The organism is Streptomyces sp. NPDC045846 (assembly GCF_056431605.1).
On the sequence record NZ_JBWKKJ010000015.1, the window covers coordinates 88,108 to 105,194 of the forward strand.

Below are 17,087 nucleotides of genomic sequence, written 5' to 3' on the forward strand. Positions count from 1 at the left end.
GCGGGCGATGAGCCCCTGCACGGTCGAGGCCGCCGCCGCACCACGACATCTGCTCGAACGCGTCTGCCGGGCAAGGCGGACTCCCCCACCGGCCAGAGGCGAGCGAAGGACGGGTACCGCAGCCGTGTCCCCGTCCGAGCCCCTTCTCGAGTGTGCGTCGGGAAATTGGAGGCCGGCCTTTGAGCCCGAGTACACGAAACCCCAGAGCCGCCATGGCTGCTCGGCGAGGCCTCGGGCCTGGTGCGCTGGCCGATTGGTTTCAAGGGGTGGCTGCACAAACGGAGCGGTCGAAGAGGTTGTCCCGTCAGTGGGTGCCGAAGCCGGTTGCCAGAGCGATAAAGCCGTCCCGGTTGGCGACAAACAGGTAACTCGGTGTGGCGATCGGCCCATATGCGTCGAGAGCCCCGCCCATGCCGGCGCCGGTCTTGTAGGACCACTGCCTGCTACCAGACGCCATGTCCAGGGCGTGAATGGTTCCGTCCTGGCGGTCTCCCACATAAACCGTGGAGGCAAGCCGGGACACAGCGGGCGTGGTGGGCGAGAAGGCACCTGAGGCGGCACCGTAGGTCCACTTCCGCGCACCGGTCTTCGCATCGAAGGCGTGCACAAGACCGTCGTATCCTCCGACCAGGACCATCCCCAATGCCGCGGTGGGGCACGAGGGGCGGTCATTGTCGTTGGCAGGGGTGGAGCCGTGCAGCGGGGCCGTCCACTTCTTGGCACCGGTGACCGCGTCCAGGGCATACAGGATCTGGTCGTTGTTGACGGCAAACACGATTCCGTCAGCCACGTCGGGGGTCGCACGAAACGGTCGGCCGCCTTGGAAAGCCCACTTCTTCTTTCCGGTCGCGGCGTCCACGGCGTAGAGGGTCGCGTCATCGCCGCCGACGTAGAGGGTGTCGCGGTCAAACTTCGGGGAGGAGAGAAGGAAGTCGCCCGTCGCGAAGCTCCACTTCTTGACACCTGTGACCGCGTCGAGTGCGTAGACGTTCTTGTCGAGACTGACGGCATAGACAACCCCATCCGCAACGGTGACGTTGTCGATGGCGCTCCGTGCAGCGAAGGTCCAAGCCGTTCCGCCTGTATCGGTCTTGAGCGCCATCAGTTCGCTGGCCTTGCCGACGGTGTACACCAGGCGGTCGGTGGCGTCCACTCTTTCGACCGTGTTCGCGTCGGGGGCCCCGACTCGCCATCGCTCACGACCAGTTATGGAGTCGATCGCGTAGATGATCCCGTCGCGTCTGGCATAGAGCACGCCGCTCCCCAGCACGGGACTGTAAGAGACTCTGGTAGAGGCGGGAAAGCGCCAGATGAGAGTGCCGCCGTCCAGAGCACTCACCGGCTTGTTGGAGGACGCCCCGTCACTGCCCCCGTTGGCGCTGTCCCACGGCAGCAACGCCACGCCGGTACCAGTGGCGGCCAGCGCCGCCGTCCCCAGGCCGAGCCTCAGCACACGACGCCGACCCAGAGAACCCGGCCCTCCTGTCCCTTCGTCATACGGCCGGGCCGCAGCCGGTGGATGAGAGGGCGGCTGCATCGGCAGGTAGGACACGTCGGCCGACGAGGCCGGCCCGGCACCCGGCGCCGGAGCTTGAGGCGTTGGCCCCGCCGGGGCCAGCAGAACGCCCCCGGGGACCGTCGCGAGGGGGGCGCCTGCGCGCGGCTGATCGGAGTTGCCCAGAGCACGCAAAGCGAGATGGACATCGATGGCTGTTGCAGGGCGGTCTGCGGGAGCCTTCGCCAGGAGGGACAGCACCAGGTGCTCGAGTGCCGCAGGAACACCAGCCCGCAGTTCGCCCGGAGGCACAGGTGCGTTGGTGAGGTGAGCGGTCATCATCGCGACCGGATCAGCAGCCTGGAACGGCGTGTTGCCGGTCAGCAGTTCATACAGGACGCAGCCGAGGGCATACAGGTCGCAGCGAGCGTCGCCGGAGCGCCCCTCGAACCGCTCCGGCGCCATGTAGGCGAGGGTGCCCATCACCGCACTCGATTGGTCAGTGCCCTCGATGAAGCGAGCGATCCCGAAATCCAGGACCTTCACCTCGCCTGCCGGAGTCAGCATCAGATTGGCCGGTTTGAGGTCGCGATGCACGATCCCCGCGGTATGCGCCGCATCCAGTGCGGACACGATCTGGAGAGCCCAGTTCACCGCCAACTCGACAGCAGGCAGCCCCTCCTGCCGCAATACCGCGCCCAGATCCCGGCCGCTCACGTACTCCATGACCAGGAACAGCGTTCCGTCCACCGGATCCTGGCCCATGTCGTAGAGGGTCACGACCCCGCGGTGGCTGAGCCCGCCCGCGGTGCGCGCCTCACGAAAAAACAGATCCGTACCGGAACCTTCCGTGCCGCCGGGCATGAGCTTGACCGCGACCCGCCGTCCGATCACACGGTCGCGCCCCTGCCACACCTCTCCCATCCCGCCCCGGCCCACCACCGACAGGAGCTCGTACCGGCCCATCAGAACACGCATGACCATCTCCGGTTCCCCTACGTCCAGATGCCATAGCCGGCAACAAGGCCGATTCAACCGGATACAACCAGCGGTCGTCAGCAACAGCCCCCGATCCTCCGCTACCGCCGAACCAGGTGTGTGCTCGACAGGCGAGGCCGACCAGGCGATCCCTTCGATACCACCCCGGGCGGGCCACCCGGCCTTCATCAAGCCGCGACCCTGGGGACATCTCACCTCGCCAGGACCATCGAAGACACCCTCACGCTGTCCGGCAAACAGTCCGAGTAGACGCGATCAGGTCCAGTAGTCCCTGCCACGGCTCCGGACCAGCAGAGCGGACAGACCAATCACCAATGGCTTGAAGGAGCAAGTTGATGTGCATGTCCGTGCTGCGCGCAGCACGCGATTCATACCAGGCCGGAGACATATTCCCTTGTGCACGACCGCCGCTACCGCCATGAATTGATCGACCGGAATTAACCGCTCGCCGCATACCTCTTCCGTCACTTCACTACCAGCAGCCCCATACGCGTCATGGGGAGTTGATGACGTGCTCGACACCGTTCCAGCGGCATGGGATAGTCACTCGATATGCATCGTGCTCAACAGGGGCGACCTTTCGCGGGATTGCGAGTTGACATACATGCACATACAGAACGCTGAACATGCTCGGCGTCAAGGTGTACGCATTGTCGATTTCTAGACGCTTGGTCTCACCGGAAGGACACGTCTGGGAGACAGAGGAAATCACGGACCGCATCTTCAGTGCCGTCGAAATCTTCGTACGCCGCGGTATCACATCCGCAGCACGAGTCATGATGAGCACGGCCAATTCCCCGGAATGGGTCGTCGATCTGCTCGCGCTCATTCACCTCGACGCTTCCGTGGTCCTGGCCGACCATAGGGCCGCGCCGGCACAGCTGGCACGGATGCGCGTTCAAGCACGCGTGGTGTTCGACACCGGCGACGCTGCGGATGGGACCGCGGCGGCGCAGCCTGCTTCGGCCCCGGGGGCCGTGCTCGATGTGGCGTCCTGGGCTCGGCGTCCGGATGCCGCGATCACGTGGTCGTCGGGCACGACGGGCAGCCCCAAGGGCATTGTGCGATCCGGTCGTTCGATCCTCGACAACCTCGCTCTCAGCGCGGAACGGATGGGATACCGGCCCGACGACGTGTTCCTGCCCGTCCTGCCGTACTCCCACCAATACGGTCTGTCGCTGGTCCTGTGCTGGTGGCTGGGCGGCGGCACGCTCGTGGTCTACGGGCCGACTACGCGCCTGGACCATGCGCTCGAGTTGGGCGTGGCGCACGGCCTCTCCGTGGTGGACGGCGCTCCCTCGACCTACTACAGCCTGCTCAACCTGCTCGACCGCCGCCCCGCTCTCGCGCATTCGCTGGAGGGGGTGCGGGCCTGGTGTGTGGGCGGCGCGCCGCTGGGGCGCGGCCTGGCAGCCCGGTTCCACGCCCGCACGGGGCGTCACCTGCTCGACGGGTACGGGGCGACCGAGGTGGGCAACATCGCGCTGGCGTCCCACGCCGATCCGGTCGGCTGCGGCACTCCCCTGCCCGGCGTGGCTGTCGAGGTCCACGACGACCACGGCCAGCCGCTTCCTCACGGCCGGCTCGGCGAACTCGTCGTACGCAGTGACGGCCTGATGACCGGTCATCTGGGCGCGGACGGTGAGATCGTTCCGGTGCCGGGTCCCGTCCACCGCCCCGGCGACATCGGATGGGTCGACGACGCCGGCCACGTGTTCCCGGTCGGGCGCAAACACGCAGTGCACCGCGACGGCCACACACTCTATCCGGACCACCTCGCCGAACGGGCCGAGGCGGCCGGCGCGCGAACGGCTGTCGTCGCCGTCCCCGACCAGCGTGCGGGCTGCCGTCTGGTGTATGTGATCGAGGACCCGGACGGCCATGAGGCCGCGCACTGGAGACACCTGCTACGCCGCGTACTCGCCGGCTATGAGCAGCCCGACCGCATCGTCGTGCTTCCCGCGTTGCCCCTGACCAGCACGGGAAAGCCTGACCTGGCCGTTCTGGAGAAGATCGCCATGACTTCGCTCTCCACGCCGCGGACCCTGACCCCGGACCTCGCCAAGTCCGGGGCGGCCGTCGGTGTGCCCGACTACCGCATCCCCTTCGCCGAGCGCGTCGACGCGCTGCGCACGGTGCGCCGTTACGTGGCCACCCACGATGACGCGGTGTTGGACATTCTGACCGACATATCGCCCCACCAGACCGCCCGTGCGGAAATCCGCGCATTTCTCGCCACGCTCGACGGTGCCGAGGAGGAGATCCTCCGGATGCGGCCCGGGCGCGTGCCCCTGGCCGCCATCTTCATGCCCTCCAACATTCCGCTCTATTCCTACGCGCTCTACCTGCTCGTGGCGTCTCTCTACAGCGACCGCATCGCCTTCCGGCCGTCCTCGGAGATAAAGAGCCAGGCGCAGCGCCTGCATGAGCTGCTGGCGCCGGTCCATGGCTTGCCCATCGAGATGTCCGAGCTCAGTCAGCGAAAGTTTGTGACGGGTCCGGTGCGCGGGGCGGACCTCATCGTCTTCACCGGAAACTACTCCAATGCCGAAATCATTCGCGAAGACCTGGAGGGAGACCAGCTCTTTCTGTTCTTCGGCCGGGGTGTCAATCCCTTTGTGATCGCACCCGACGCCGATCTTTCTCGTGCCGTGCACGATCTCACGACCATCCGGCTCTACAACTCGGGCCAGGACTGTTTCGGCCCCGACGTCGTGTATGTGCCACAGGGGCGTACCGAGGAATTCATTGACCGTTTGTCCGCGGAACTGGCTTCGCTGCGGTTCGGGGAGAACCGCGATCCCGGCGCCGACTACGGTCCCATCTTCTACGACTCGGCGCTGGTGAACTGCTCGGACTACCTGGTGCGTCACGTGGGTCATATCCGGCACGGCGGGCGCATCGACCTGCCCGCCCGCCGGATCGATCCGACCGTGCTTCTGTGGGGCTTCGACGACAAGATCCCTCTGGACGAGATGTTCGCCCCGGTGTTCAACGTGGTGGCCTATCCCAGTGCGCGGCGATTGCGGGAACGCCTGGCCGGCCCGTTCTTCAACGAACGCGCGCTGGGCGCGATGGTCTACGGCAACGATCCGGAGACGGTGAACGTTCTGTCCAAGCGGCACCACACCTCTGTCAACCACACACTGCTCGACGCCGACGACGGCAACCGCCCGTTCGGCGGGTACGGGATGAGGGCGAACTACCTTTCCTACGGCGGCGAGCGGCACGCCGAACCGCTGCTCATGTCCCAGGCCGTGGCACGGAATCTTCCGATGGCCGCCCCGACCGCGGTGGACGGCTCGTGACCCGGGTGGGCAAGCGGTACCCCGACGCGTGGTCGGCCGTCGTCGACCTGCTGGTCGCCCACGGGGTGGACACGTGTTTCGGGTTGCCCGGCGACGACCTGGAGTTGCTACGCGCCCTCGATCGCGCCGGTCTGGACGTCGTGCCGTGCCGGGACCAGCGCAATGCGATGTACATGGCAACGGGCTACGCACTGCAGTCAGGTCGGCTTGCCGTCTGTGCCCTGGGCAAGGGGCCCGCCGTCACGCATGCGGCCACCGGGCTCCTTGAGGCGCGGGAGTCCGGCGTGCCGGTCCTGGTGCTCGCGGCCGGTGTCGCCGAACGGCGCCGGGGCAGCGGCGGGTTCCAGGAGCTCGACCAAGTCGCCGTGACAGCGCCCCTGGTGAGGTGGGCGCACCGGGTAGGGCATCCGGACCGCGTCGTCCCCGCGACGGTGACGGCGCTGACCCGCGCCGTGGGGCCGCCGTCGGGGCCCGTGTACCTGGAGGTGCCCGATGACGTCCGCACGGCGGAGATCCTCATCACCGGACCGCAGCCAACGCTGCCCGAACCGCTGGTCCTTGAGCCCGGCCCTGTGACGCCGGGGCCCGCGTGGGAGGCGATCCGCGCGAGCCGGCGTCCGGTGGTGCTGGTAGGCGGCGGCATGCGGCACCGCAACGACGACGGTGTGGTCGAGCGCTTCGCCGAGCGCCTCGACGCCGCGCTCTTCACCACCGCGTCCGGCCGTGGCGTCGTGGACGAGCGCCACCCGCTGTTCTGCGGCGTGGCCGGCCTCTATTCCACGGCCCCGGCCCGTGAGCTGTGGTCATCGTGCGACCTGGTGGTGTCGCTGGCCGGGCGGCTGGAGGAGACGGTCGTCGAAGGCGGAACGCCGATGCCCCCGGTCACGGTGGTGCAGGTGAACGTCGACCCGGGCGGGCTGTCGGCCGAGTTCCCGGGCCCCCGCGTACTCGGAGACGCCCGGCACGCCGTGCTCGGCTGGACGCGGGCCCTGGACGACAGCAAGGCCGACCCCGCAGACGCCACCGAGCTGTGGGCGAACGCCATCGTCGTCGCCCGCAACACCATGTCGCTCGACGTGGCGGCGGAATTGACCCAAGCGGCGACACTGCCGGGGATCCGCATCGCTGAGCTGCTCGCCGCGCTCGACGCCACCGCCGGCACGTCCCACATCCTGGTCCAGGAGAACGGGCTGCAGGACATGTGGTCCTACTGCTTCCCTTTCCACGCCGGTGGCGGGTCCATCGTGCCGTCGGAGCAGACCCCCTTGGGCTTCGGAGCGGCCGCGGCCATCGGGGTCAAGCGGGCCGCCCCGGATCACGAGGTCACCGCGTTCATCGGGGACGGAGCGTTCCTCGCGGCCCGCGCGGACATCGCCGCCGCGGCTCCAGCCCACGGCGGCGTTCTGTACGTGGTGCTGTGCAACGGCGGCTACGGCTGGCTGGACGCCCAACGCGCCCGTCTCGGCCTCGATGCCGAACGCCATTCCTTCCTCCGCCCGGGCGCGCCGCCGCCCGTCATGGACGGGCCGGACATCCACTACCGCGTGCTGCGCGACAAGGCCGCTCTGACCGAGGAGATCCTGGCCGCACGGCGGTTCTGCGCGCAGGAAGGCACGGCCGTACTGATGGTGCCGGTCGCCCCCGACGACATCTGCCCGCCCCTGCGCGACGCCAAGGTGGTTCCCCAGTGACAGACGTGCGGGAGCAGGGTGACGCCGGGCGCGGCCGAGCCCGGCGCCGGGTGATGGTCACCGGGTACGGGGCGGTGACGCCGCTGGGCCACAGCGTCGACGAGACATGGACGGCGATGCTGGCCGGGCGCAGCGGCATCGACACGGTGGACGCGATCGACGTGACCGGCCTCAACGTCCGCATCGGCGGGCAGGTCCGCGGATTCACACCCGACCGCTACATGCCGCCGACGGTCAGCCGTCGCGCCGACCCGTACGCGCAGTACGCTCTCGCCGCGGCGCTGGAGGCGTGCGAGCACGCCGGGCTCGTCGTCGACGAGCGCCTGGCGCCACGAGCCGCCGTGATCATCGGCAGCGGTTACGGCCCGGTGGGGTCGATCTACCGCGCCGCGAACACCCTGCGCGACAAGGGGCCACGGGCCATCAGCCCCTTCGCCCAGGTCACCACCGCCATGGACAGCGCGGCCGGTGAGATCAGCATGCGGCTGGGCACCCAGGGGCCCAGCCGCGCCCAGAGCACGGCGTGCGCCAGCGGCGCGGATGCGGTGGGCGCGGGGATGCGCATGATCAGCCATGGGGAGGCGGACGTCGTCCTCGTCGGCGGCGCCGACGCCTGCGTCACCGCCGTCGACCTCGCGGGCAGCGGCAACGCCCGCGCACTGTCCCGACGCAACGACGACCCGACCGCGGCATGCCGGCCGTTCGACGCGCACCGCGACGGCTTCGTGATGAGTGAGGGAGCCGCCGTGCTCGTGCTGGAGGCCGCCGAAGCAGCGGCCAGGCGAGGGGCGACGGCTCTGGCCGAACTCAAGGGCTACGGAGCGAGTTCCGACGCTCACCACTGGACCGCTCCCCACCCGGAGGGACGGGGCGCCTGCCTCGCCGTCGAGAAAGCGCTGCGCGACGCCGGGATAGCCGGGGAGGACGTGGACTACGTCAACGCGCACGGCACCGGAACGCTGCTGAACGACGCCACCGAGACGGCCGTCCTGCACAAGGTCCTGGGCGAGCGTGTGACCCGGATCCCGGTCAGCTCCACCAAGTCGATGACCGGGCACATGATCGGCGCCGCCGGAGCGGTCGAGCTCGTGGCGTCGATCCAGGCCCTACGCACCGGTGACGTCCCGCCGACCATCAACTGCCACGAGCCGATCGACCCGGACATCAACTTCGTGCCGCACCGGACGCAGCACCACGAGCACCTGCGGATCGCCCTCAGCACCTCGTTCGGCTTCGGCGGCCACAATGCCGCTCTCGTCGTCCAGACGGTATGAGGTCCCGGCCATGAACACTCCGGAACCGCCCCCGAGCCCCGCCACCGTCACCCGCAGCGGGCCACTGACCTGGATTCAGCAGTGGCACTGGTTCGAACGCACCATTCCCCCACCACGGCGGGTGAACCCGACGCCGCTCGCCGACCACTGCCACATACCGCCCCAGGCAACCCTCGCCGACGTCCACGAGGCGCTCGCGTCCCTCACCGCCCGCCATGAGGCGCTGCGCACCACCGTCGACCCGCTCCGCCCGGTCCAGCACGTCCACCGCGCGGACTGGGCCCCGCTGCCCGTGGACTGCGTCGACGTCCCCACCGTCGACGCCGACACCCTGGAGGCCGCCACCGCGGCGCTGGCCGCCTGCCCGATCGACCCCGAGCGCAATCCGCCCTGGCGCGCCAGGGTGCTCCTTGAGGCGGGAAAGCCGCGGGCAGTCCTGATGGCCGCCCACCACGTGGTGATCGACGGATGGGGACTGGCGGTCCTGCTCGACCAACTGCACGATCAACTGCGCGGCGGCGACGCACCGACGGACCCCGTGATGCAACCGCTCGACCTGGTCGCCGCCCAGCCCCTGGAGCGCGCTCGTGCGGCGGAGCGTGAGTGGCTCACACGTCTGGAGAGCAATCCGGCCAACGTGCTGGCCCCGTTCGGCGGGACCGACCACGGTGCGGGGCGCCACCGCCTCCAGTACCGCTCCGCGGCCGCGTACGACGATCTCCACCGCGTCGCCCGGCGCCATGGGACCAGTCCGGAGGCCGTGGTGCTCGCGGTGCTGGCCCACGACGTCGCCACCCGCACCGGCGAACATCGCTTCCTCGCGTCCGTGGTGGTCTCCAACCGGGCCCGGGCCGCCCTGCGGGGCAGCGTCGGCGTCCGGGCCCTGACGGTTCCGGTGCAGATCGACCTGCGACCTGGCGCGGGGTTCGGCGAGGTGGTCGCCTCGGTCGCGGCCGCCTCCGCCGCGGCCTACCGGCATGGCCAGTACCGCCCCGCGGAGCTGGTGGCCGCCCAGGCGCGCATGGACCGCCGCCGCGGCGTCGTGTCCGTACCCACCATCGAGTACAACTGCTACTCCTGGCCACGCGAATACCTGGCCCCGGAGTACCTGGTCCCGGGGCTCGACACCCCGTCGGACAGGCCCACCACGTGGATCACCAGCTCCCCCGGCGAGCCCTGCGAAACGCTCTACGTCGACCTCGGCCTCGACACGGGGGCCGTCGTCCTCGATGTCACCGTCGGGGACCATCTGCTCGACGCCGGGCAGGCCACGGCCTTGCCGGTACGGCTGTGCGGGATGCTGCGCGCGCTCGCCGCCGGTGCCGAGTGTCCGGTCCCGCGAGGGCCGTCGGCACCGCCCGCCGCCGGCTGGTGGCGCGCCCCGCGGGGGTGGGTGTGGCTGCCCGAGGTCGAGGGGGTGGTGCGCGGCCATCGCGGAGTGCTCGACGTGACGGTGAAGCCCAGCGGCGGGCACGTGGACCCCCAACTGGTCGTGCACGCCCGCACCACCCCCCAAGTCACCCCCGACGACCTGCATCTCCACGTCCTGGACCACCTCGGTGAAATGCCCGGCATCGCCGCCCCGGACCGCTACGTCCTGTCGCCGTCAGGCCTCGCGTCGAGCTGCCCGGCCACCCCGTCACGCCTACCCGCCACCGACGCCGAACGGGCACTGGCCACCGCCGTGGCCGCCGCCGTCGGCCCCGACGGCATGCCGCCCATGCCCCCCGACAGCACTGACTCCATGGACATGAACCGCTGCCTCGCCGACCACGGTGTCACCCTGGTCGCCGTCCCCCGGCTGCTGGCGCTGCTCGAAGAGTTCGGCTTCACCGGGATCACGTCGGACGAACTGGCCGGTACGGCCTCCCTCGGCCATCTCGCCGCAGTCCTGGAGCCTCTGCCGCCCCACGCCCCTCGTGCAGGAGAGACCTCATCATGACCACGTCCCACACCGCCGCGCCTTCAGCGGACCGGCTGGCCCCATGGGCCTTCGCCGCCTTCGTCGAAGCGAACACCCACGAAACCGCCTACCGTCCGCCGGTGGTGGACGGTCCCGTCGGACCGACCATCGTCCGCAACGGCCGCGAGCTGGTCAACTTCGCCAGCATCAGCTTCCTCGACCTGGAGCGCCACATCCCCGTACGCCGTCATTTCGCGGAGGGAGCGCTCGCCCACGGCCTGAGCACCAGCGGATCCCGGATGACCCAGGGGATCTGCCGCCCCCACCAAGTCCTCGAGGAGACGATCGCCCGCCACACCGGCAAGGAACAGGCCATCACCTTCGCCACGGGACTGCTGGCGAACATCGGGTTCGTCCACGCCATGAGCAGCTCCGCGCACTTCGACACCGGGATCGAGGTGCACAACCACGACACCGTCTTCGTCGTCGACCGTGACATGCACTGGAGCATCTGGAAGGGCCTGGAAGGGCTCGCCTACGGCCGCAACGTCCACGCCTTCCGGCACAACGACGTCTCCGACCTCGCGCGCATCCTGAACCGGGTCCGGGCCCGCAAGACCGTGGTGATCGCCGAGAGCATCTACTCGGCCGACGGCACCATGGGGCCGATCGTGGAGATCCTCGACGAGTGCGACCGGCACGGCGCCATCAGCATGATCGACGACGCGAACGGCTTCATGGTGTACGGGCCCGAGAACCGGCCCTACGCCCGCGAGGCAGCCGCGATCCGGGAGCGGGCCGACTTCGTCATGGTGTCCCTGTCGAAGGCCGTCGGTCTGGAAGGCGGCGCGCTCGCAGGGCCCGCGGCAGCCATCGACGCCTTCGAACTGCTCTCCGGCACCTCGATGTTCACGGCCGCCATCCAGCCACCCACCGCTTACGCCGCCGCACGCACCATCGACGCCCTCGCCCGCCAACCCGACATCGTGGACGACTACTTGGCACACGCCGCCCGGCTGCGCCGCCAGATGCACGAGGCCGGCACGCCGACGACACCTACCGAGTCGTACATGCTCTCGGTGCCGATCGGAAACGACGCCGCCGCCCTGCAGATGCGCGAGTGGTTCGTCGAGGACGGCTACCTCGTCCCTGTCTTCTCCTACCCTGCCGTCGCCCGCAACCAGGCGCTCCTGCGCCTGTTCCCGCACGCAGGCCACACCGACGAACAGATGGACGGCTTCCTGCGCACCCTCCTCACCTACCGCCGGCGCCTCGGGCTCTGACGTCCCCACTGAGGTCTCCACACCCGCCGACGGCCAACGGGCCTGCCCCATTCGGGCCCGCTCACACCGCTCCCAACCAACAGGGAGGACCCCGAGGTGAACACCACTGACAGCCACAACGCACCCGCGGAGAGTGCCGAAGAGGTCGCTCACGCCGACTCCGCCGAGGTGACCACCGCGAAGTCCTCCACCGGCGATACCGACATCGGCCTTCTGGCGATGGTGGCACCGAACACGACCCGCTCCGAGAGGTACACAGTGCGCAGAACACTTCCCCCACGGGACGGGCAGTCGTGAGCGTTCTCGATCGCTTCCGGCTCGACGCCCGCGTCGCCGTGATCACCGGCGCTTCCTCCGGTCTCGGCATCGCCTTCGCCACCGCGCTCGCCGAAGCCGGCGCCGACGTCGTGCTCGGGGCGCGGCGCACCGACCGGCTGGAGGCGGTGCGCACGGCCGTGGAGAAGCTCGGCCGCCGGGCGGTCGCCGTACGCACCGACATTGCCGAGCCCGAGGACTGCCGGGCGCTGATCGACGCGGCCGTGCGGGCGTTCGGTCGGGTGGACATTCTCGTCAACAACGCCGGGATCAGCGGGGAACGGCCGGCGTTGGAGGAGACGCCGGAGCAGTTCCGCGAGGTCATCGACGTCAATCTCAACGGCTCCTACTGGATGGCGCAGGCCGCGGGCGCGGTGATGCTGCCGGGCAGCGCCATCGTCAACGTCTCCAGCATCCTCGCTCTGGTCACGGGCGGGCTGCCACAGGCCGCGTACACGGCGTCGAAGGCCGGACTCCTCGGGCTCACCCGCGATCTCGCCCAGCAGTGGACCCCCAGCAAGGGCATTCGCGTGAACGCCCTCGCGCCCGGGCTCTTCGCCTCCGCGATGACGGACGGATACGAGGAAGGCTATGTCGAGGCGATGCTGCCCCGGGTCCTCTCGGGCCGAGTCGGGCGGCCCGAGGAACTGGCTGCGGCGCTGGTCTTCCTGGTTTCCGACGCGGCGTCCTACATCACCGGCACCACTCTGACCGTCGACGGCGGCACGCACATCGCCTAGCGACGCCCGGCCCGAATGCTGGGGTGACAGCCGTACGCCGGCCGATCGGGCGGCGCATACCACCGGAATCCGAGAGCGGATGTGTTCATGCAGTTGACCAGGGAGCGGGCGCGCGAAGACCCAGCGTTGTTCTGCCCGGCGAACCCGTCAGGCGTCAGCCAGGGGAGCCTGCCATGACGGCCGACCCGCCGGCTCCTGCTGTCCCCCGCACGCCCCTCGGTGATCCGCAGCTGCACCGGCTGGTCGCGGGCCAGGGGCTGGCGGCGGTGGTCGACGCGCTGTTCCTGATCTGGCTGACGCTCTTCGTACTTGAGCTGTCGGAGCCCGGGTTCGCCACGGGGCTCGTCCTCCTCGCCGTGGCGCTGCCGCGAGCGGTGCTGCTGCTGCCGGCGGGCTTGCTGGTCGACCGCCTCGGTCCTGCCGGTGTCACGGCCTTCGCCGCCTGGCTCAGGGTCGTCGTCCTGCTCGTCCTGTGTGCCCTGGTCGCCCTCACCACTCCGTCGGTGACGACGGTCGCACTGCTCGGCGGCCTGCTGGGCGCCGCCGACGCCGCCTACTTCCCCGGCGCTCTGGCACTGCTGCCCGCGGTCGTACCGACCGGGAAGCTCGCCCGGATCAACGCGCTGGTGCAGGGCGCGGAGTCGACAGGTGATCTGGTGGGCCCGGCGGTGGCCGCCGGAGCCGTCGCCACCATCGGCTTCGAGGCGACCCTTGGTGGGATCGCGGCGCTCGCCGCGCTGGCCGCCGTCGCCCTCAGCACCCTCACCCGCGTGGTGCGGAACGACCACAGCGCCGGGCAGGGCACCGAGGACAGGAACGAAGACGGCGCCGGGCCGGACGGCTTCGCCAGCGAGCGGCTCAGCACCGCGCGGGCTCTCGGCGCGGGCTTGAGGTACGCCTGGCGGAAGCCGCTGGTGCGGGGGATGCTGATGGCCGTCACCCTGATCAACGTCACGGTCGTGGGCCCCGTACTCGTGGGCGGCGCGGTCCTCGCCGATCAGCGTCTCGGCGGCGCAGGCTCCTTGGGCGTCGTGCTCTCCGGTTTCGGGGCCGGCTCACTGGCCGGCTCGCTCGTGGCCGGATGGCGGCCGCCCGCCCGGCGCGGCTGGACCGTGGTCGGCGGGGTCGCGGCGACCGGCGCAGGCATGGCCGGACTCGCCGCCGTCACCCAGGTCGCCGCGGCGACGGCGCTCGTCGCCCTCATCGGCGTGGGATCCGGGTTCCTCGGAGTGATCATCGTGGCCACCCTGCAGGAACGGGTGCCGAGACACCTGCTGGGGCGGGTACTCAGCCTCGTCGTGCTGGCCACGGTGGCATTCGACCCGTTCTCCTACGTGCTCGCCGGTGCCCTGCTCCCCTACGGCACGACGACGCTGTTCCTGCTCTGTGGTGGCGCCGTCCTCGCGTGTGCCGGCCTGGTCGCCGCGAACCCGGCGATCCGCTCCCTGCGCTGACCACTCGATCGCCGGTCGCCTCGCAACAGCTCCGGGTTCCCCATCCCTCCCCCACACACCCGACGAAGCGCCACATCGCCCTCGGGATGCACACCCGCGCGATCTCGACGAACTCGCGGGCGACGTGCGCGAAGCCCGCCGCACCCTGCCGCAAGGGCCCGGTCGGGGCTCACCGACCGTTCCTGCCCAACGGAGCGATTCCGCGCTTCCGGCATCCCGCTAGGCTCATGGTTTTGACCGCCCTCGTCCTCTCACGGAAGGCACCAAACATCGCTGACACCCCACCACCCCTGCTGCACGTAGACGTCGTTGCCGGACTTGACCCCGTCCTCGCCCGGGTACTCGGCGAACTGGACCTCCAAACCGTGCCCCTCCTTCAGGCGGCCCTGACACCCCTGCTCCACCGGCCCGTCGAAATCGACCTGGCCGAACTCGAGTTCATGGACTCCTCCGGACTCGACGCGCTGCTCGCCCACCGCCGTCGCTCTCGGCCCGCCGGCGGATGGATCCAGGTGGTCAACGCCTCCAGCACCGTCCAATGCGTTCTCGACACCACCCGAACATGGCACCTCTTCACCGAACCGCCACCCGCTACGGGGCCCACAGCACGGCGACCCGGCCCGCCACCCTAGACAGGGCGTCTGCGTCGTACGCCATGCGCGTATTCTGCCCATGGGACGAGTGGTGGCCGAGAGGGGTCAAGTGAGAGCGGCGCGGGCGTTGGCGACACTCGACGAGGTCGAACTGGGGGATCACGTCTGCTGGCGTATCGGCCCCGACACAGCCCTCCTGGCCGATGCGCGGGGCTTCGTTGCCGACGGCGCCCTGTACGGAGACAAGATCGTCGTCATCGGGGTGACCGGCGCGACGTCCCACTCGCCCCGCCCCGCCATGCCGGCAGCCGCGGTCGTTCTCGACTACCCGGACACCGCGGACACGGCCACGGTTCTTGCCGCGGTGCGCCGCGAGGCACGCACCGCGGTACGGGAAGGCTTCCGCTCGGTGCGCGTCCTCGCCGAGCGCGTCCTTCAGGCGGCACCGGGCGGGGTGGACGAGCTGTTGGACCAAGAGCTCAAACTCGACCAGTTCGCGTCGGAGAGCGGTGCGATCGTCGTGTGCGCCTACAGGTCGCCGCGGCGGACGCGGCCTATGCTGGAGCATATGGCCTGTGTACACCCGCACGAGGTGGGCACACGTGCCGAGCCTCCGGCCTTCCGGATGTTCAGCACAGGTGCCGACAGTTGGAGCGTGGACGGGGTGATCGACTCGGACGGCGCGCCGGCGTTCAACGCTGCGTTGCGCGCGGCCATCAAGCAGACGCCCGCCATGACATTGCGGTTCGACACTCTCGAAATGATGGACGCGGCCGGCATGCATGCCCTCGTCGACGCCGCCCGGTGGCTGCCGGACCGCCGCATCGTCGTCACGGGCGCGAACGAGACCGTGCGCCTGTGCTGGGACCTCGCCGGCTACGAATCGGCCCACCTTCCGGTGGTGATGGGCGCATGAGCGTGCCTCCGACCGCGAACACGTCCGCCGAGCAGGAGCCCGGCTTCCGGCATGAGCTGTACCCGTACCGCGGTGACAAGCAGTTCCTGACCGGCACTCTGAGTTTCATCCGGGAGGCGCTCGAGGCAGGAGAAGCCATCGTCGTCGCCGTCCCCTCCGACAAGGCATCACTGCTCCGCGAGGAGCTCAGCGACGAATCGGCCGTCACCTTCGTCGAGGCTTCGGCGGCCGGGGCCAACCCAGGCCGCCACCTGGCGGCCTGGACCGCCTGGATGAACGAGCGCGGCGAAGGGGGCAGGCCGGTGCGCGGCATCGGCGAGACCGCCTGGCACCAGGCGCGCAACGCGGCACACCTGTCCGAACTGCGCTACCACGAATGGCTCCTCAACCAGGCCTTCGCCCGCAACTCGGCCTGGTCGATGCTGTGCCCCTACGACACCGCGGACAACGACGAGGACGCCCTGCAGTCCCTCTCGCGCTGTCACCCCGGGATCCGCCAGGACGGGCGGTCCGTACGCAACGAGGGGTATCTGGGCGTGGACGAGTACGCCTTCGATCCCCTGGCCGATCCCTGCGACCCGTACCAGGAACTGATCTACACACGCGGTGATCTGTCGGCGGTCCGGTCCAAGGTGTCGCAGTGCGCCGCGGATGCCGGGGTGCCTGCGGACGGACTCTCCAAGCTGGCCGTGGCCGCCACCGAAATCGCCACGAACAGCATCCGCCACGGCGGGGGCCAGGGAACCTTGCGGACATGGACGCAGGACGCGACGTTCCTGTGCGAATTCCGGGACGCCGGCTTCATCCCCGACGTCCTGGCCGGCCGCACCCGCCCCGCCGCGGACCAGCTGGGCGGCCGAGGCCTCTGGCTTGCTCACCAGCTCTGCGACCTGGTCGAGATCCGCTCCACCCGCGAGCAGGGCACGACCATCCGGCTCCACATGGACATCCCACGGTGAACATCCGGAACGCCGCTCCGGGCCCGCAGCCACCCCCATGGTCAAGGCCCGCCGACCGAGGATTCTGATCGAAGGGCTTCCCCCAGGGATATCCGGCCGAGTCGGGTGGGCACCCCCTCACCCTCCAGTTCCCCCGCGCCGTAGCGCGCCACGGTGT

The 17,087-nt window shown here is 69.9% G+C and carries 13 protein-coding genes; 11 read left to right on the forward strand and 2 right to left on the reverse strand.

The window, feature by feature from the left end; all coding sequences use genetic code 11:
* Positions 1-304: 304 nt before the first annotated feature.
* The gene (locus tag AC07F3_RS33915; protein ID WP_479118403.1) at positions 305-2,473 is read right to left on the reverse strand and encodes a protein kinase domain-containing protein; all 2,169 of its coding nucleotides are present in this window, start codon (positions 2,471-2,473) and stop codon (positions 305-307) included.
* A gap of 647 nt (positions 2,474-3,120) precedes the next feature.
* Here AC07F3_RS33915 and AC07F3_RS33920 point away from each other — a divergent pair.
* The 8 genes from AC07F3_RS33920 to AC07F3_RS33955 all read left to right on the forward strand — a co-directional run bounded on the left by AC07F3_RS33920 (position 3,121) and on the right by AC07F3_RS33955 (position 14,462).
* Complete coding sequence (locus AC07F3_RS33920) at positions 3,121-5,802, forward strand: aldehyde dehydrogenase family protein (protein WP_479118404.1); 2,682 nt, start codon at positions 3,121-3,123, stop codon at positions 5,800-5,802.
* On the forward strand, positions 5,799-7,493 hold the full coding sequence (locus AC07F3_RS33925) for a thiamine pyrophosphate-binding protein (protein ID WP_479118406.1): 1,695 nt from the start codon (positions 5,799-5,801) through the stop codon (positions 7,491-7,493). Before AC07F3_RS33920 ends, AC07F3_RS33925 begins: the two co-directional genes overlap by 4 nt.
* Positions 7,490-8,767 (forward strand): beta-ketoacyl-ACP synthase II, encoded by a 1,278-nt coding sequence (gene fabF / locus AC07F3_RS33930; protein WP_479118408.1) that lies wholly within the window; start codon positions 7,490-7,492, stop codon positions 8,765-8,767. The genes AC07F3_RS33925 and fabF overlap by 4 nt, the downstream gene beginning before the upstream one ends.
* 10 nt (positions 8,768-8,777) lie before the next feature.
* A complete protein-coding gene (locus AC07F3_RS33935; protein ID WP_479118409.1) occupies positions 8,778-10,709 on the forward strand; it encodes a condensation domain-containing protein in 1,932 nt (643 codons plus the stop codon).
* On the forward strand, positions 10,706-11,953 hold the full coding sequence (locus AC07F3_RS33940) for an aminotransferase class I/II-fold pyridoxal phosphate-dependent enzyme (protein ID WP_479118410.1): 1,248 nt from the start codon (positions 10,706-10,708) through the stop codon (positions 11,951-11,953). The genes AC07F3_RS33935 and AC07F3_RS33940 overlap by 4 nt, the downstream gene beginning before the upstream one ends.
* A 96-nt stretch (positions 11,954-12,049) precedes the next feature.
* A complete protein-coding gene (locus AC07F3_RS33945) occupies positions 12,050-12,250 on the forward strand; it encodes a hypothetical protein (RefSeq protein ID WP_479118411.1) in 201 nt (66 codons plus the stop codon).
* Entirely contained in the window at positions 12,247-13,008 is a 762-nt protein-coding gene (locus AC07F3_RS33950) for an SDR family NAD(P)-dependent oxidoreductase (RefSeq protein WP_479118413.1), read from the forward strand. Before AC07F3_RS33945 ends, AC07F3_RS33950 begins: the two co-directional genes overlap by 4 nt.
* A gap of 173 nt (positions 13,009-13,181) precedes the next feature.
* Positions 13,182-14,462: an MFS transporter gene (locus AC07F3_RS33955; protein ID WP_479118414.1), complete on the forward strand. Its 1,281-nt coding sequence runs from the start codon at positions 13,182-13,184 to the stop codon at positions 14,460-14,462.
* 251 nt (positions 14,463-14,713) lie between these two features.
* Here the strand turns inward: AC07F3_RS33955 and AC07F3_RS33960 are convergent, their stop codons facing one another.
* Positions 14,714-14,938 carry a hypothetical protein gene (locus AC07F3_RS33960; protein WP_479118529.1) on the reverse strand — a complete coding sequence of 75 codons (225 nt, stop codon included), beginning with the start codon at positions 14,936-14,938 and terminating at the stop codon, positions 14,714-14,716.
* On the opposite strand from AC07F3_RS33960, the gene AC07F3_RS33965 reads away from it, so the two are divergent.
* The 3 genes from AC07F3_RS33965 to AC07F3_RS33975 all read left to right on the forward strand — a co-directional run bounded on the left by AC07F3_RS33965 (position 14,849) and on the right by AC07F3_RS33975 (position 16,930).
* Positions 14,849-15,094: an STAS domain-containing protein gene (locus AC07F3_RS33965; RefSeq protein WP_479118525.1), complete on the forward strand. Its 246-nt coding sequence runs from the start codon at positions 14,849-14,851 to the stop codon at positions 15,092-15,094. The genes AC07F3_RS33960 and AC07F3_RS33965 overlap by 90 nt on opposite strands.
* A gap of 88 nt (positions 15,095-15,182) precedes the next feature.
* Positions 15,183-15,971, forward strand: a complete 789-nt coding sequence (locus AC07F3_RS33970; protein ID WP_479118415.1) for an MEDS domain-containing protein — start codon at positions 15,183-15,185, stop codon at positions 15,969-15,971.
* Positions 15,968-16,930 (forward strand): anti-sigma factor RsbA family regulatory protein, encoded by a 963-nt coding sequence (locus AC07F3_RS33975; protein WP_479118416.1) that lies wholly within the window; start codon positions 15,968-15,970, stop codon positions 16,928-16,930. Before AC07F3_RS33970 ends, AC07F3_RS33975 begins: the two co-directional genes overlap by 4 nt.
* Positions 16,931-17,087 lie beyond the last annotated feature (157 nt).

Bases quoted from the DNA above. Each gene is read 5' to 3' on its own strand.
- AC07F3_RS33915 (WP_479118403.1), bottom strand. From the start codon at position 2,473: ATGCGTGTTCTGATGGGCCGGTACGAGCTCCTGTCGGTGGTGGGCCGG.
- AC07F3_RS33920 (WP_479118404.1), top strand. From the start codon at position 3,121: ATGCTCGGCGTCAAGGTGTACGCATTGTCGATTTCTAGACGCTTGGTC.
- AC07F3_RS33935 (WP_479118409.1), top strand. From the start codon at position 8,778: ATGAACACTCCGGAACCGCCCCCGAGCCCCGCCACCGTCACCCGCAGC.
- AC07F3_RS33940 (WP_479118410.1), top strand. From the start codon at position 10,706: ATGACCACGTCCCACACCGCCGCGCCTTCAGCGGACCGGCTGGCCCCA.
- AC07F3_RS33955 (WP_479118414.1), top strand. From the start codon at position 13,182: ATGACGGCCGACCCGCCGGCTCCTGCTGTCCCCCGCACGCCCCTCGGT.
- AC07F3_RS33975 (WP_479118416.1), top strand. From the start codon at position 15,968: ATGAGCGTGCCTCCGACCGCGAACACGTCCGCCGAGCAGGAGCCCGGC.